This is a genomic window from Sulfitobacter litoralis, from assembly GCF_900103185.1.
GTDB classification, from domain to species: Bacteria; Pseudomonadota; Alphaproteobacteria; order Rhodobacterales; family Rhodobacteraceae; genus Sulfitobacter; species Sulfitobacter litoralis.
In genome coordinates this window covers 96,641-113,235 of the sequence record NZ_FNJD01000003.1, presented here as the reverse complement: position 1 = coordinate 113,235, position 16,595 = coordinate 96,641, and the positions used below count along the sequence as shown (strand labels likewise).

The 16,595-nt window shown below is 60.0% G+C and carries 13 protein-coding genes; 6 read left to right on the top strand and 7 right to left on the bottom strand.

Annotation, left to right across the window (positions count from 1 at the left end; all coding sequences use genetic code 11):
* The first annotated feature begins 16 nt into the window (after positions 1-16).
* Entirely contained in the window at positions 17-595 is a 579-nt protein-coding gene (locus BLQ98_RS03955) for a DUF1285 domain-containing protein (protein WP_093732045.1), read from the top strand.
* A gap of 134 nt (positions 596-729) precedes the next feature.
* Here the strand turns inward: BLQ98_RS03955 and polA are convergent, their stop codons facing one another.
* The 3 genes from polA to BLQ98_RS03940 form a co-directional block, all read right to left on the bottom strand.
* Complete coding sequence (gene polA, locus BLQ98_RS03950; protein WP_093732044.1) at positions 730-3,528, bottom strand: DNA polymerase I; 2,799 nt, start codon at positions 3,526-3,528, stop codon at positions 730-732.
* 119 nt (positions 3,529-3,647) lie between these two features.
* Positions 3,648-4,274: a TIGR02117 family protein gene (locus BLQ98_RS03945; protein ID WP_237272605.1), complete on the bottom strand. Its 627-nt coding sequence runs from the start codon at positions 4,272-4,274 to the stop codon at positions 3,648-3,650.
* A gap of 50 nt (positions 4,275-4,324) precedes the next feature.
* Positions 4,325-4,504: a zinc-finger domain-containing protein gene (locus BLQ98_RS03940; protein ID WP_093732042.1), complete on the bottom strand. Its 180-nt coding sequence runs from the start codon at positions 4,502-4,504 to the stop codon at positions 4,325-4,327.
* Positions 4,505-4,689: 185 nt separating this feature from the next.
* Here BLQ98_RS03940 and gpmI point away from each other — a divergent pair, with 185 nt between their 5' ends.
* Genes gpmI through BLQ98_RS03925 form a run of 3 tightly spaced genes read left to right on the top strand, consistent with a single transcriptional unit; the run spans position 4,690 to position 8,675 of the window.
* Positions 4,690-6,207, top strand: a complete 1,518-nt coding sequence (gpmI, locus tag BLQ98_RS03935; RefSeq protein ID WP_093732041.1) for a 2,3-bisphosphoglycerate-independent phosphoglycerate mutase — start codon at positions 4,690-4,692, stop codon at positions 6,205-6,207.
* Positions 6,204-7,334: a murein hydrolase activator EnvC family protein gene (locus BLQ98_RS03930; RefSeq protein WP_093732040.1), complete on the top strand. Its 1,131-nt coding sequence runs from the start codon at positions 6,204-6,206 to the stop codon at positions 7,332-7,334. Before gpmI ends, BLQ98_RS03930 begins: the two co-directional genes overlap by 4 nt.
* A 3-nt stretch (positions 7,335-7,337) precedes the next feature.
* Positions 7,338-8,675, top strand: coding sequence for a S41 family peptidase (locus BLQ98_RS03925; RefSeq protein WP_093732039.1), 1,338 nt, complete (start codon positions 7,338-7,340; stop codon positions 8,673-8,675).
* 138 nt (positions 8,676-8,813) lie between these two features.
* Here the strand turns inward: BLQ98_RS03925 and BLQ98_RS03920 are convergent, their stop codons facing one another.
* The 4 genes from BLQ98_RS03920 to ilvD all read right to left on the bottom strand — a co-directional run bounded on the left by BLQ98_RS03920 (position 8,814) and on the right by ilvD (position 12,409).
* Positions 8,814-9,185, bottom strand: a complete 372-nt coding sequence (locus tag BLQ98_RS03920; RefSeq protein WP_093732038.1) for a hypothetical protein — start codon at positions 9,183-9,185, stop codon at positions 8,814-8,816.
* 9 nt (positions 9,186-9,194) lie between these two features.
* Positions 9,195-9,968 carry a DUF6478 family protein gene (locus BLQ98_RS03915; RefSeq protein WP_093732037.1) on the bottom strand — a complete coding sequence of 258 codons (774 nt, stop codon included), beginning with the start codon at positions 9,966-9,968 and terminating at the stop codon, positions 9,195-9,197.
* Positions 9,969-10,065: 97 nt separating this feature from the next.
* The gene (locus BLQ98_RS03910; RefSeq protein WP_093732036.1) at positions 10,066-10,662 is read right to left on the bottom strand and encodes a hypothetical protein; all 597 of its coding nucleotides are present in this window, start codon (positions 10,660-10,662) and stop codon (positions 10,066-10,068) included.
* Entirely contained in the window at positions 10,643-12,409 is a 1,767-nt protein-coding gene (ilvD, locus tag BLQ98_RS03905; RefSeq protein WP_093732035.1) for a dihydroxy-acid dehydratase, read from the bottom strand. The genes BLQ98_RS03910 and ilvD overlap by 20 nt, the downstream gene beginning before the upstream one ends.
* Before the next feature lie 154 nt (positions 12,410-12,563).
* Between ilvD and BLQ98_RS03900 the strand changes: the two genes are divergently transcribed.
* Both BLQ98_RS03900 and BLQ98_RS03895 read left to right on the top strand, forming a co-directional pair.
* Positions 12,564-15,665, top strand: a complete 3,102-nt coding sequence (locus BLQ98_RS03900; RefSeq protein WP_093732034.1) for an ABC transporter transmembrane domain-containing protein — start codon at positions 12,564-12,566, stop codon at positions 15,663-15,665.
* Positions 15,662-16,552 (top strand): CPBP family intramembrane glutamic endopeptidase, encoded by an 891-nt coding sequence (locus tag BLQ98_RS03895; RefSeq protein ID WP_093732033.1) that lies wholly within the window; start codon positions 15,662-15,664, stop codon positions 16,550-16,552. Before BLQ98_RS03900 ends, BLQ98_RS03895 begins: the two co-directional genes overlap by 4 nt.
* Positions 16,553-16,595 lie beyond the last annotated feature (43 nt).

Sequence of the window (16,595 nt, the reverse complement as noted above, 5' to 3'; positions counted from 1 at the left end):
GGAAATGGCAAAAGCAATGAGTGGACAAAAAACCGTGACCCCAACAGCAGAAAGCCTTGCCGCGTCTGTTTCCGCCGCCAAAACACGCGGATTGCCGCCGGTAGAGAAGTGGAACCCCCCGTTTTGCGGCGATCTGGACATGGAGATCAAACGCGACGGCACCTGGTTCTATCAAGGCACTCCGATTGGCCGCATGGGGCTGGTAAAGCTGTTCGCATCGATTCTGATCCGTGAAGACGACGACTATTTCCTTGTGACGCCGGTTGAAAAGGTCGGCATCAAGGTCGAAGATGCCCCCTTTGTCGCCATCGATTTCGAGGCCGAAGGCAGCGGCACCGATCAGACGCTCACGTTCCAGACCAACCTTGGGGATATCGCGGTTGCTGGCCCCGATCTGCCGATCCGTATCGAGCGTGCCCCCGAAACCGGAGAGCCGGCACCCTACGTCCGTATCCGCCGCAACCTAGAGGCGCTGATCGACCGCAAAAGCTTTTACCGGCTGGTCGAACTGGGTCAGCACCACGAGGGCTGGTTCGGCGTATGGTCCGGCGGCAGCTTCTTTGGCATCATCCCGTCGGGCGAACTGCCTGACTGATTTCGGTGCGCGGAAAGCGCCCCGCTGCGACGCGCGACACTGAATGCCAAGATTGGGCCCGGTGCGAAACAGGTCTCGCGGAGCAAAGGCAGCCCTCACTGGATAGCGCTCACCTAGACAAACGGCAAAGGCGCTTAATGCGCCTCCGCCCAGTTTGACCCTATCCCTGCGTCCACCGTCAGCTTTACGTCCAGTTTGACCACCGGATCGGCTGCGTTTTCCATCACATGACGCGCGGCGTCGATCAGAGCATCTTCGGCCCCTTTTTCCACCTCGAACAGCAGTTCATCGTGCACCTGCAGCAGCATCGTGGCGGGCATGCCCTTGATCGCGTCGGGCATGCGGATCATCGCGCGGCGGATCACGTCTGCGGCTGTCCCCTGGATCGGCGCGTTAATAGCGGCCCGTTGGGCGAACCCCGCGCGGGGGCCTTTGGCGCTGATCTCTGGCGTGTGGATTTTGCGTCCGAACAGGGTCTGCACAAAGCCATGCTCTTTCGCAAACGCTTTGGTGTCGTTCATATAGGTGCGGATGCCGGGGAAACGTTCGAAATAACGGTCAATGAAGCCCTGTGCCTCGGCCCGCGGAATGCGCAGGTTGCGCGCCAGGCCAAAGCCCGAGATGCCATAGATCACGCCAAAGTTGATCGCTTTGGCCTGACGGCGCACGTCCGATGTCATTTCATCGAGCGGAACGCCGAACATTTCTGATGCGGTCAAGGCGTGAATGTCGATGCCGTCCTGAAAGGCCTGCTTGAGCTCAGGGATGTTGGCAATATGCGCCAGAATCCGAAGCTCGATCTGGGAATAGTCCAGCGCGACCAGCACTTTACCCGGCTCGGCAACAAAGGCCTCGCGGATGCGGCGGCCTTCTTCGGATCGGATCGGGATGTTTTGCAGGTTCGGATCGGTCGACGCCAGCCGGCCCGTCGATGCCCCCGCGATGGAGTATGAGGTGTGTACGCGTCCGGTGTCAGGGTTGATGTGGTCCTGAAGCGCGTCGGTGTAGGTCGATTTCAGCTTCGACAGCTGCCGCCAGTCCAGCACACGTGCGGGCAAGTCATGCTCTGTCGCGAGGTCCTCAAGCACGTCGGCACCGGTGGCATAGGCCCCCGTCTTGCCCTTTTTGCCGCCTTCCAGCGCCATCTCGTCAAACAGGATCTCACCAAGCTGCTTGGGCGATCCGACATTGAATTTGCGACCGGCGAGTTGATAGATTTCATCCTCAAGCCCTGCCATCTTCTGCGCAAAGGCATTCGACATCCGGCTCAGCGTATCGCGGTCCACCTTGACGCCAGACCGTTCCATCGCGGCCAACACAGGCACCAAGGGACGCTCAAGTGTTTCATACACCTTCGTCACCTCGACGCGGTGCAGCTGCGGCTTGAACAGCTGCCACAAACGTAGAGTAATATCCGCATCCTCGGCAGCATATTTCACCGCATCGGCCAGCGGGACCTTATCAAAGGTGATCGCGGATTTACCTGAGCCCAACAAAGGTTTGATCGGGATCGGTGTGTGCGACTGGTACCGTTCTGACAGCGTGTCCATCCCGTGCCCGTGCAGCCCGGCGTGCATCGCATAAGACAGCAGCATCGTATCGTCGATCGGGGCGACATTGATGCCGAGTTGCCCAAATATCTTGCTGTCGTATTTCATGTTTTGCCCGATTTTCAGGATCGCGGGATCCTGCAACATCGGGGTCAACAGGCGCAGCGCCTCTTCAAGCGGGATCTGCCCCTCGGCCAAATCGTCAGAGCCAAACAGATCATCGCTGCCACGCGCCTTGTGGATGAGCGGGATGTAGCAGGCTTTGCCGGGTTCGACGCAAAGCGAAACGCCGACCAGCTGCGCGACCATATCGTCCAGCCCCGTGGTCTCTGTATCGACGGCGACATAGCCGAATTCGTAAATCCGCTCGATCCAGGCCTGCAGGGCCTCTGTGTCGCTGACGTGTTCATACAGGTCTGCGTCAAAGGGCACGTCCGCCGCGGCGGGGGCATCGGCCGGGACCGGTGCGTCCGCGATGGTGGGGGCCTCTTTGCCCAACACCTCGGCCACGCGTTTTGACAGTGTGCGAAACTCCATCTCGGCAAGGAAACCGAGCAGCTGCTCGGCGTCGGGGTCGCGTACCTCGAGGTCGTCCAGCGTAAAGTCCAGCGGCGTATTCTCGTCCAGCTGAACCAGATCGCGGGACAGGCGGATTTGATCTGCGTGGTCGATCAAGGTCTGCCGGCGTTTGGGCTGTTTGATCTCGCCCGCGCGTTCAAGCAACGTATCAAGATCGCCATATTCGTTGATCAGCAGCGCGGCGGTCTTGATCCCGATTCCGGGTGCGCCAGGCACGTTATCGACGGAATCCCCGGCCAGGGCTTGCACATCAACCACACGGTCGGGGAACACGCCGAATTTCTCGAACACGCCATCACGGTCGATGCTTTTGTTCTTCATCGCATCCAGCATTTCGACGCCGCCGCCGACCAACTGCATCAAATCCTTGTCCGAACTAATGATGGTGCAGCGCCCACCCGCGGCACGGGCCTGCACGGCGAGCGTCGCGATGATATCATCCGCCTCATAGCCTTGCTTCTCCTTGCACGCGATGTTGAAGGCTTCGGTGGCGGTGCGGGTCAGGGGGATCTGCGGACGCAGGTCTTCGGGCATGGCCTCGCGGTTGGCCTTGTACTTGTCGTACATGTCATTGCGGAAGGTGTGGCTGCCCTTGTCGAAGATCACGGCCACATGGGTTGGCGCATCGGGCCCGGTGTTGCCTTCGACATAGCGCTGCAACATGTTGCAAAAACCGGCAACAGCTCCGATCGGCAGCCCGTCCGATTTGCGCGTCAACGGCGGCAGCGCGTGGTAGGCGCGAAAAATAAACGCCGACCCGTCGATCAGATGCAGATGGTGACCCTTGCCAAATGTGCCGGACATGTCGGTGCTCCTCTTTCAGACAAGCCTTCTTTTGTCACGAAGCAGCCAAACTCTCCAGCGGCCAATTGATAGGGACCGGCTTCATTTTGCCACTTAAACTCCCTGCGGAGCGTCCCACGTCAGCGGCGATCGCTTTGGTAAAGTTGATAGGACAGGCTGACCGAAAGAGGCAGCGGCGTCCAACGCCCAAAACGCAAGCCCGCCGCACGCAGCTGGTCGCCGATCCAGACATTACAGGTGCGCAGGATGCTAAAACGCCCCTCGGCCGCAAAGAATCCGTCTGTGGTGGTATACCCTGTGACCCCCACGCGTTCGGGCAGGCCATCGGGCCCGAGTGTAAACTCGGACCAGACATTATCTACCAGCGTGCGATACTGCCGTTCGGTCATGGCGACGCTCCGGCGTTTTATCTGCTGGTTTATTGGGCCGATCACGTCAATCCGCAAGACTGCGTCATCGCCGATAACACCGCGCCAGACATTGCCGGGCTTCAGCTCGCGATAGGTCGGGGTTTGCGTATAAAACTTGCGCGCGCCCCAGCCGATCACCAGCCAGCGCGCATCAGGGTGCGATAGCGGCACGCCACGCGCCTCGAGAGATGCAAAACGCGGCCGCGAAATGTCATCGAGCGGGATCAGCAGATCGTAATGGATCGGTCCGTGGATCAAAAGCACGTCGCGCGAGGGCATCGCACGGTCTTGGGCTACGCCGGGCGCCCAGACGGCACCGATAAGGGCAGCACTCACAAAACACACTGGCAAAAGCGCAAGTGCGCCCAGCCATCGTAACGCTTTGGTCAGACTTTGCCCTCAAACTCGGCGTGGATGAACTTGCAGTCGCAGTACCCACATTCGACCCAGCCTTTGTCTTGCGGGATTTGCAGCCAGACGCGCGGGTGCCCCAAGGCTCCCTCGCTGCCGTCACAGGCGACGCGCCAGGTGGTCACAATGCGGGTTTCCGGTGCTTGGAATGTCATGCTGTCGTCCTTGGCTTTGATGCGCCCATCTTATGACCAAACCGCGCCGGCAGGGCAAGGGTGCGCCGCGTGATTTGGCCAGCGCCAGCTTACAAGTTTGTAATCTGCAATGAATTAGGTTCACCATCCGTCTCAGAGCCGCTAAAAGACGGAAAACCACTGAAAATCTTCGGAGCGGTCTTAGGATGAACACCCCAAAACCTGTCGTATTATGCATTCTGGATGGGTGGGGCCTGTGCGATGATCCCAAAGGGAACGCACCGCTGCTGGCCAAAACACCGCATTTCGACCGGATCATGCAAAGCTGTCCCTCGGCCACGCTGACTACCTTTGGCCCTGACGTCGGGTTGCCACAGGGGCAGATGGGGAACTCCGAAGTGGGGCATACCAATATCGGGGCCGGTCGGGTGGTGGCGATGGATCTCGGTCAGATCGATTTGGCTATCGAAGAGGGGGCGTTTGCGAAGCATCAGCCTTTGATCGATTTTATTGCGACGCTGAAAAAGACTGGCGGTACGGCCCATCTGATGGGGCTGGTGTCTGACGGCGGCGTGCACGGGCATCTCACGCATATGATCGCCGCGGTGCACGCGATTTGCGATCACGGTGTTCCGGTGGTGATCCACGCTTTGACGGACGGGCGCGATGTGGCTCCACGGTCGGCACTGGGCTATTTCGAGACGTTGCAAGCCGCCTTGCCCGACGGGGCGTCCATCGCGACAGTGTTGGGGCGCTACTTTGCTATGGACCGCGACAACCGCTGGGACCGCGTGGCCAAAGCCTATGAGGCGATCGTGCTGGGCAAGGGCCGTGACGCGCCGACCGCGTCCGCTGCGGTGACGGATGCCTACGGGTTGGAAGAGAACGACGAATTTATTACGCCCACGGTGTTGCATGGCTATGAGGGTGTGCAAGATGGGGACGGGGTGTTTTGCCTGAATTTCCGCGCCGATCGCGCGCGCGAAATCATGTCGGCGCTTGCAGCTCCTGATTTTGATGCGTTCGACACGGGAGCGCGGCCAGCGTGGTCTGCGGTCATGGGCATGGCGGAATATTCCGATGCGCATATGGCGTTCATGACCACCATGTATCCCAAGCCCGAGATCGTGAACACGCTTGGCGCATGGGTTGCGCAGCATGGCCTGCGCCAGTTCCGTCTGGCCGAGACAGAGAAATACCCCCATGTGACGTTCTTCCTGAACGGCGGCGCGGAAACCCCGACGATAGGCGAAGACCGCTTTATGCCAAAGTCGCCTAATGTGGCGACCTATGATTTGCAGCCCGAGATGTCATGCGGCGAGGTGACCGACCATTTCGTGCAGGCGATCAAGGACCGTTATGACTTGATCGTGGTGAATTACGCGAACCCCGACATGGTGGGGCACACCGGCGATCTGGATGCCGCCATTGCCGCCTGCGAAGCGGTGGATACGGGCCTTGGCCGTGTGCTTGAGGCGCTAGAGGACGTCGGCGGTGCGATGATCGTCACCGCGGACCATGGCAATTGCGAGACGATGATTGACCCCGAAACCGGCGGGGCGCACACGGCACATACATTGAACCCCGTGCCGGTTGCGGTAGTGGGCGGGCCCGAAGGGGCCAGTCTGCGCACAGGTCGGTTGGCCGATCTGGCCCCCACGGTCTTGCAGCTGATGGGACTGGACCAGCCGGTAGAGATGACGGGAAAGTCCTTGCTCGAATGATCCGCCTTTGTGCCCTTGCTCTGATGTTCTGGCCCGTCAGCGTGTTTGCGCAGACAGAGGCGGCTGAGCAGGCACGTCGTGCGATGGCCGATCTTGAGGCGGCTTCTGCCCAGTTGGATGCAGCGGATGGGGCGCGGGACCGTGTTCAGGCACTCACCCAGACCATTCAGGCGTTTGAAACGGGTCTTGGTGCCATGCGCGAGGGGCTGCGTCAGGCGGCGATCAACGAAGCCCAGCTGAGCAAGAAACTACAGGCCCGCGATGGCGAGGTCGCGCAGTTGCTGGGGGTGCTCCAAAGCATTGGCGGCAACCCGTCGCCCACGTTGTTCCTGCACCCCGAAGGGCCTGTAGGCACGGCGCGCGCGGGCATGTTATTGGCAGAGCTGACACCCGCGCTGAACACCCGCGCCGATGTGTTGCGGCAGGATTTGCAAGACGTCCAGACGCTGCGCACCCTTCAAACCGATGCGGCACAGCGCCTGCAGGACGGGCTGACCGAAATCCAGCGGGCCCGTACTGAATTGAATCAGGCTATGGCCAACCGAACCGACTTGCCCAAACGCTTTAGCGAAGACCCGGTCCGCACCGCGATCCTGATTTCCTCCTCGGAAACACTGTCGGGGTTTGCCAGCGGCCTTTCGGAAATGACCTCTGAGCCAATCCCGGATGGGCCGGCTGATTTCGAAGGGCAGAAGGGCGAGCTCGCCATGCCGGTGCAAGGCGTGATCCTGCGCCGCGCCAATGAAACCGATGCCGCAGGGGTGACACGCCCCGGTATTATCCTTGCCACACGCCCGCGTGCCATCGTGACATCGCCAACAGCGGCAACAATCCGCTACACCGGCGCCCTTTTGGACCTTGGCAACGTGGTCATTCTTGAACCGCGGGCCGGCGCGTTGTTTGTGCTGGCGGGGCTGGATGTGGTCTATGGCGAGGCAGGACAGGTGATCGCGGCGGCAACGCCTATCGGTCTGATGGGCGGCCCGACCGGGGTAAATCAACAGGCGCTCTCACCAAATGGTGATGGGGCTGGCATAGAGCGTTCAGAAACGCTCTATATAGAAGTAAGAGAGAACAATGTTCCGCAGGACCCGTCAGACTGGTTCCGAACTGATAAGGATGGATAAACGATGAAGAAGTTCGTGATGGCTGCCGTGGGCGGTACGCTGGCAGGGGTAATTGCCACGACGCAGATTGCGGGCCCCTTGCTGGCACAGGAAACTGAAAAGAACAGCAACGTTTATGAACAGCTTGATCTGTTCGGCGACATCTTTGAACGCATCCGCGCGCAATACGTCGAAGAGGTCGACACCGAAGAGCTGGTAGAGGCCGCGATCAACGGCATGCTTACCTCGCTTGATCCACACTCCAGCTACCTGTCGCCGAAAGACGCGTTGAAGATGCGCGACCAGACGCGCGGAGAATTCGGCGGACTTGGCATCGAGGTGACGCAGGAAGAGGGTTTCGTCAAAGTTGTTTCCCCCATCGACGGCACGCCTGCCTCTGAGGCAGGAATCGAAGCGGGCGATTTCATCACCCATGTGGACGGCGAAAGCCTGCTGGGGCTGACGCTGGATGACGCCGTTGAGCTGATGCGCGGACCTGTCGGGTCCGAAATCGCGATCACCGTAGTGCGCGAAGGCGAGACAGAGCCGTTTGACGTGTCGCTGGTGCGCGATACAATCCAGCTGACTGCGGTGCGGGCGCGTACCGAGGGCAACGCTGTTGTTTTGCGTGTCACGACGTTCAACGAACAGACCTACCCCAAGCTGAAAGAAGGTCTGGACGAGCAGGTCGAGGCCGCCGGCGGCATCGAGAATGTCAGCGGCTTTGTCGTTGATCTGCGCAACAACCCCGGTGGGTTGCTGAATCAGGCCATCGCTGTGTCAGATGCTTTCCTTGAAGAAGGCGAGATCGTCAGCACCCGTGGCCGTGATGCGGCGGATGGCGATCGCACTAACGCGACCCCCGGCGATCTGGCCGAGGGTAAGCCGATTGTCGTGCTGATCAACGGCGGCTCTGCCTCGGCTTCCGAGATCGTTGCCGGTGCCTTGCAAGACCACCGACGCGCGATTGTGGTGGGCACAAAAAGCTTTGGTAAAGGGTCGGTGCAAACGATCATGCCGCTGCGCGGTGAAGGGGCGATGCGCCTGACCACGGCGCGGTACTACACGCCGTCGGGCCGCTCTATCCAGGCGCTCGGGGTGTCCCCTGACATCATCGTCGCACAGCCTCCGACCAAACCTGCGGACCCCGAAGACGAGGATACAGCAGCACGCCCCCTGCGTTCCGAAGCAGACCTGCGCGGCAGCCTCAACAACGACAGCCTGACCGACGATCAGGTCGACCAAATCATGGAAGACCGTGCCAAGGCCGAAAAAGCTGCGTCCTTGCGCGAAGAGGATTACCAGTTGGCCTATGCCATCGACATCCTCAAAGGCCTGTCCGCACTCGGCCCGAAAAAGTAAACATCTCACTCAGAAGCTATGCAAAAGGCCGGTCCGCAGTCATGCGGGCCGGCTTTTTGGTTCTATCTGTTTTTTTCAAATCGCTCTGTGGTGGCGGCATCCCGAGCCCCATCATAGGGTTGGCGCACACAGCGCCCGTCAGCTGGTTTCGACGCAATGCCGCCGGAAGGCCCGTTTAAGCATATCCAGCTCTGCACGCAGCAAATCCACCTCGGCACGCAGGTTCGGGCCCGTCACCTCGTCCCCGATCAGGGTGATGCTGGCCAGTGTTGTGCCCGATGTCCGATCTGCGACCAGCAGGGTGTGGATGCCGTCGGCAATTGCCGCAGCGGGAACGGGGATGCTGAGCACCCAATGGTCAGACCCCGCGTTATGTACCAGCTTTATGCCCGCTACGTCGGCATCTGCGTGGGTGACTGCAAGATCGGGTTGGGCGTCGCCCGCGCCGGTGACGATCCCTTGCCACGTGCCATCAATCATATGGGTCTTGGTGAGGGTCAGGTTGCTCATGCGGGGTTCCTATAGCTGGGCACGCGGGCGGCGCGAAAAGGTCAGGTCACGCAGCATGATCTGGTTCATCTCGGGGCCTTCAAAAATTAGGTCGATCCAGGCTTTCTCCACGCGTTTTTCGTTCAGGTTGGAATACGCGAGGTCGAACTCTGCGGTGATCTCGGTTTTGTCTAGCGGCAGTTCCTGAACCATCTGTTCGGTATTGGGGCCGTGGCGGATATTGAGACGGGCGAAGATCTCGATGGGTTTTTCCATCTCGATCACAGCATCTACACGCAGGACATGGGTCCGCTTAAGCCCCTCGACGCAGTCATCCGGCAAATCCAGAACCAGCGACAGGAACGACCCGTCAAACCGATAGACCTCCAGCCTCAGCCCATAGGGTGCCAGATGGGTCTCTTCGAGGTTGCGGATTTGCCGGATGCCCAATTCTGACAGGATGCAGTCGTGAAAGATCGTGACCTCATCGCCCATGGTCGCTTTGGGCTGAACGGACGACAGACCAGACTGCGCCAAAGGTGCGCGCCACAGCTGCGGACGCCAAGACCAGTCAGTGTTATGGGGCCGAGAGAACGTGTCAGAGCCGATGCGGGGCAGGGCAAGTCGGTCTTCGGCGGTATAGATCAGCTTGTCGAGATGTCGGCGCAACGCGCGCGCGTGACCCGCTTGCTTGCGCAGCACCGAGATGTCGGTGTGGGGGGCACGGTCTGCCTTGGCTGACCAGCGGCGGGTGAACCGCGCGATCATGGCGCTGTCGATCAGCTTTTTCCCAAGTTTGCGCATGGTGCCTGTTGCCCCGATTAAGGATTGGGTTGTTGGTCGTACCCTACCGGCTGCGGCTTGGGGGCACAAATGAAATGGGCGGGGTGTAATTGGCGCGTTAATTGCGCTTGGCGACAGTGGTTTGCGCGGGTGCGCTTGCCTTCATGCTACGGGTGATCAACTGAGACAACACCCCGCGCCCTGAGGCGCTTGCGATATCGCCGCGTTCCGGACCGTAGACCGCGATGCCGGCGGTCTGTGTGCCCATCCGTGCCACGCCGCGCCATTGGTTCGGGGAAAGACCGCCAACAGGAATACGTCCTTGAGCGCGGAAAGTGACGTGATTTTCGCCCTTTTCCACATTGCTCACGTTTTGCAGCGCGGTTTCTGCCGCGATCTGCTGTGCGCTTGGCAAGAGGCCGGATTTGGACGGGGTCAGGCTGACCGTGATCAACCCGCGCGGTGCAGCTCCCGCAGAGGCAGGTGCCCCTAACCCGTCACAGCGTGCAACCACGGCAAAGCGGGGTTCAAGGCTGGTCTGGTCGATGCAGAAACCGTCGGGGGCGACCAATACGACCCCGCCGGCCATTTTTGCACGCGACAGCGGTGGCTTGGCAGCACCCGAAGACGCGCCAAACCCCTGACCGCCCTCGCAGGCGGTCAGAAGCACCAGCCCAAGGGCCGCGAGCGGACCTTTACAGGTCCATGTAGTCATGGGTTTCCGCCTTTGCGCCGGGATGCGTGACCGCACCCAGATAGGTTGGGCCCACAAGCTGCGCGTATTTCCACAGTGCGCCGCTTTGGTAGTTGGTCTTGCGCGCACCGGGCCAAGCGGCTTTTCGCTCTGCCATTTCATCGTCCGAGATATCGACCGAGATAGAGCCGGTGATCGCGTTCAACGTGATCATGTCGCCCGCCTTGAGCAGGGCAATCGGGCCGCCATGTGCGGCTTCGGGACCAACGTGACCGACGCAGAAACCGCGTGTCGCACCAGAGAAACGGCCGTCAGTGATCAGCGCGACCTTTTTGCCCATGCCCTGACCAGAAAGTGCCGCTGTGGTCGCCAGCATTTCGCGCATGCCGGGGCCGCCCGCGGGGCCTTCGTTGCGGATCACGAACACGTCGCCTTCGCTGTAGGCGCGGTTTTGCACGGCTTCGAAAGCGTCTTGCTCGCATTCAAAGATCAGCGCCGGACCGGTAAACACGATGTCCTCTTCGGACATGCCCGCGATTTTCACGATCGCCCCTTCGGGGGCCAGATTGCCTTTCAGGCCAACGACGCCACCGGTTTTGCTGATCGGCGTTTCGATGGCGTGGATGACTTTGCCGTCGGCTTCGCGTTCGATCATGTCCAGCTCCTCGCCGATAGAGCGGCCCGAAGCTGTCAGACAGTCGGCGTGCAGCAGACCGGCCTTGCGCAGTTCTTTCATCACGACCGGCACACCGCCCGCGTCATACAGGTCTTTCGCCACATGCGACCCGCCGGGTTTCATGTCGACGAAATAAGGCGTGTCACGGAAGATTTCGCACACATCGCTGAGGTCAAACGAGATGCCCGCCTCGGCGGCCATGGCTGGCAGGTGCAGGCCGGCATTCGTCGACCCGCCCGTGCAGGCCACGATCCGTGCCGCGTTTTCAAACGCTTCGCGGGTGCAGATGTCGCGCGCACGAATGTTCTTTTCGATCAGGTGCATCACCGCTTCGCCCGAGGCGGCCGCATAGGCGTCACGCGATACATAGGGTGCGGGCATGCCCGAAGAGTTCAACAGCGCAAGGCCGATCGCCTCAGAAACGCAGGCCATGGTGTTGGCGGTGAACTGGCCACCACAAGCACCGGCCGTCGGGCAGGCCACGCGTTCCAAAATCTCGAGCGCGGCTTGCGACATGCTGCCGTTCTGGTAGTTGCCCACAGCCTCGAACACGTCTTGCACGGTCAGATCACGACTGGCGAAATCGGCAGGCACATCGGCCCCTTCCGGTACTTTGCCCGGCAGGATCGACCCACCGTAGAGGAACACGGACGGCACGTTCAGCCGCAGCATCGCCATCATCATGCCAGGCAGCGATTTGTCGCAGCCCGCAAGACCGACAATCGCATCGTAGCAGTGACCGCGCATGGTCAGCTCTACCGTGTCGGCAATCGCCTCGCGCGATGCAAGCGACGACCGCATGCCTTCGTGGCCCATGGCGATACCGTCGGTCACGGTGATGGTGGTGAATTCACGCGGCGTACCTTGCTGCGCCTTAACGCCGATCTTGACCGCTTGGGCCTGACGGTTCAGCGCGATGTTACACGGGGCCGCTTCGTTCCAGCAGGTTGCCACGCCCACCAGAGGCTGGTGAATCTCTTCTTCGGTCATGCCCATTGCGTAGTAATAGGACCGGTGCGGCGCGCGCTCTGGTCCTTCGGTCACGTGCCGGCTTGGCAGTCTGGATTTATCAAAGCGGGTGTTGGTGGACATGTGGCAGGCCTCCCTGAGTGGACGTTTACACCGGAATAGCCACCCAGACCTGCCGCTGCAAGGCTCAAGCCACCAGTTGAACAGCGGGGGCTCTGCGCGTAGGTGTTTAGCCGAACCTTGGCTCTGTGCCGCCCCCTAGCGAAAGCGACCCTGCATGGAGCAGTCGATTTTTTCCTTTATTTGGAAATACTCCCGTCGGGAACAATTGGTTTTGCTTGTCCTGACGCTGATTACCTTCCCTTTCCTCTATATCACGCTCGAACTGCCCAAGCGTATCATCAACGACGCTATCGGGGCCGAGACGGATGTGATCGACGCCTTCGGAATGTCGTTCAGTCAGGTGCAATTCCTGATGCTGCTGTGTTTTGCCTATTTGTTTGCGGTGCTGATCCACGGTCTGATGAAGATGCGTCTGAACACGATGAAGGGCGTTCTGGCTGAACGGCTTTTGCGGCGGTTCCGGTATCAGCTGATCGCCCGCATGATGCGGTTTCCACGCAGCTATTACGAAAATACCAGCCAAGGCGAACTGGTGTCGATGGTCACCTCGGAGGCGGAGCCGATGGGCGGGTTGATGGGCGATGCCGTTGCCCAACCCGTATTTCAGGCGGGGCAGATGTTGATCATTCTGCTGTTCCTCTTTTTGCAATCCCCGTGGTTCGGACTGGCAGGCGTCGCGCTGATCCCGTTGCAGGCCTATCTGATCCCCATGCTGCAACGGCAGATCAACCTGCTGAACAAAGACCGCATCAGAGAGGTGCGCCACCTGTCGTCAGAGATTGGCGAAACCGCGGCCGGCATCACGGACCTGCGCACCAATGGCGGCTGGCGCTACCGTTTGGCGTTGTTCACTGACCGGCTGGGGTACTTGTTCGAGATCCGCTTTCAGATCTACCAAAAGAAATTCTTTATGAAGTTTCTGAACAACTTCATCACCCAGCTGACACCGTTCTTTTTCTATGCTGTCGGGGGGTATCTTGCGATCAAGGGACAGATCACCGTCGGCGCGCTGGTCGCGGCGCTGGCTGCCTACAAGGATTTGTCGAGCCCGTGGAAAGAGCTGCTAACCTACTACAACCAAACGCAGGATATGTCGCTGCGGTGGGATGTGGTTGTTGAACGGTTTGCGCCCCGCGGAGAGATTGACGCAAGCCTGTTCGAGGGCGAGCCCGCCGAAATCCCACATCTGCGCGGAGCTATCGTGCTTGAACACGTGTCCCTGCGCACGCCGGATGGCAATACGATCCTGGATGATCTCAACCTCGAGATTCCCAAGGGCGCACGGGTGGCAATCGAGATGCCTAACCAGACCGAACGCACCGCCTTGGCAGAGCTTCTGACCCGGGAAGCGTTACCGACCCGAGGTCGGATCACCATGGCAGGGCACAATCTGGCAGAGCTGCATCAGGCGGTGTTGGCCGCACGCATCGGCTATGCCCACTCGAACCCCTATCTGTTTCAGGGCACGGTCGGGGATAACCTGCTGATGTCGCTCAGGTCGAGCCCAAAGACCGTGCTATGGGACCCGAAAATGACCGACCGAGCGGCGATAGAAACGCAGCGATCGGGCAACAGTCTGGACAGCACCAAAGCCGATTGGCTGGATCCGGGGCTGGCCGATTTGAACACCCGCACCGATATTTATGATTGGTGGTATCAACTGGTCAACGCCGTGGGCACCCAAGACGTGATGTTCCGCGCCATGGCCGTCGATCGGATGAATCCGGAGCAACACCCTGAACTCGCGGCGCGTGTCGTGACCTTGCGTGACGAGGTGCACGACCGGCTCAAGGAACAGGGGCTTGATAAAGTGGTGCATCGCTTTGACCCCGACCGGTTCAACCCGGCGTTGGCGCTTGGGGGCAACCTGATGTTCGCCGCGCCGATCCGTAGCATTTCACAAGCCGGTCTCGCGTTAGAACGCAGCTTTCTGGCGATGATCATTGAACAGGGGCTTGCCGAGCAGGGGATCGCGATTTCCCAGACGCTGGTGGAAACGCTGCACCAAACCTTTGGCCGCGATGGCACAGACCACCCGTTGTTCACAGCCCTTGGCATCGAAGAAGAGCTGTACGATCAACTGGTCGATATCGCGCTGCGCCGCCGCGCCAAAGGGGACGAAGCGCTCAGTGAGGATGAATTTTCGCTGCTGCTGACCGTGCCGTTCGCCTTTACCGCCGAACAGATCGGCCCTGCATTTCCCGAAACCTTCAAGGATGAAATCCTCAGGATCCGTAAAAATCAGGGGGCCGCGATGCGCGAACGGGCACGCGACCTGTTCGTACCAATTGCGTCCGACCAATATTTGCCGCGCCTGACTGTGCTTGAAAACGCGCTGTACGGCCGGATATCTGCTGTGGCGGGTCTGCAGGCTGATCTTATCCTTGATGTGGTGTCGGATGTGTTCAAGAAGCACGGTCTGCAACAGGATGTGGCGCTGAACGTCTTTGATCTGCCGGTCAGTATCGGCGGGTCGAACATATCGACGATGTTTCAAGAACGGGCAGGGTTCAGCCGCGCAGCGATGAAGCGCCCCGATATCTTGATCCTGAACCAGTCCCTTGCGGGTCATGATGCCGAAGGTCTTTCGCGTTTTCGCAACAAGATAGGTGAACTGCTGCCCGAAACGACCCAGATTTTCATGAACACCACATTCGCCAATCCCGATGATTTTGACGTCTACATCAAAATACGCGGCGGGCGCGTTGATGGTCTGGCACAGGTTGATACGCCGAACCAGGATGACAGTATTTCCGATGATTTACGGCGCAAACTTCGGATCATCGCGCGCAACGAATTGTTCGGAAACCTCGACTCGCGCAATCAAAGGCTGCTGGCTTTTGCCGCGCAGTGGTTCTCTGTCGACAAAGGAGAGGTGATCTTTGCGCAGGATCAGCGCCCGGATGCGGTATATCTATGTCTGGCGGGCAAGGGAGAACTCACTTGGCGTGACCCAGAAGGCTTGGCGCATCACGTATCGACCGTCGAAAAGGGCCGGTTGATCGGCGACCTTGCCGTCATCGTCAACGAGCCGCGGCAGATGGATTTTGTCGCGCTTGAAGACAGCCGGTTTTTGCGGATCGGCGCAGATCAGTTCCGGTCGGTGGTCGAAAACGACCGTTTCATCCTGCTGAGCCTCCTGCGGACCGTGTCGGGCCATCTGACCAACGCCGCCGACTTGCTTCGTGCGGCACGGGTGGATATCCCGCGCGAAGACGAAGCCTTGCCCCCGCCCGTAGGAGACGACCCCGCGTGACCCGATACGCTGCCCACAAAGCCTTTATCGCGCCTGCGATCCCTTCGGCAGCACCGTGGCGTCTGATCGTCGGATTTCTGGCGGCAACCGCGATCTATCTGCTGCTGAACAACCTGATGTTCACGACGCTTTTCAAACTGATGGGCCCGCGTGCGGATGGCTTCTATGATAGCTTGCTCACGGGCCAAACGCCTATGGCGATGCTTTTGCTGCTTGGCAGTTTCGGCCTGATGATTGTCGGCGTGGCAGTGGTGGCGCGCCTGATCCACAAACGTCCCGTGCGGGGCCTGATGGGGCCGGCACATCTGGTGGCACCGCAATTCTGGGCCGTACTCAAGATACTGGTGCTGCTGGGGGTGGTCACGTATCTACTGCCACCGTGGGACCTTGGGGCGCCCTATGTGCCCAACCTCGCGCTTGGCACATGGCTGCTGCTGCTCCCATTTTCTCTGTTGGGGGTGCTGGTACAGGTCAGCGCCGAAGAGATCGTCTTTCGCGGATATGTACAACAGCAGCTTGCGGCGCGGTTCAGCTCTCCGCTGGTGTGGATGGTATTGCCGGCAGTGATCTTCGCGCTTGGCCACTATCTGCCCGATCAAGCCGGCGAAAATGCGCTGGTCATTGCGCTTTGGGCCGGTGTCTTCGGGATGTTGATGGCCGATCTGACCGCGCGGGCAGGGTCGCTGGGGCCAGCCATTGCTGTGCATTTTTGCAATAACGTCGCAGCGATCGTGATCACCTCTATGCCTGATGATCTGTCGGGGCTGGCGCTGTATCTGACCCCCTTTGGAATGAACGACACCGAGGCCTTGCGCGCTTGGCTGCCTGTCGATTTCGCGCTGATGATGGTCAGCTGGCTTGCCGCGCGACTGGCGATCCGGCGTTGATTGCAATTTACATCGCGTCAGCTTATCTGGAAAGCGAAACTGG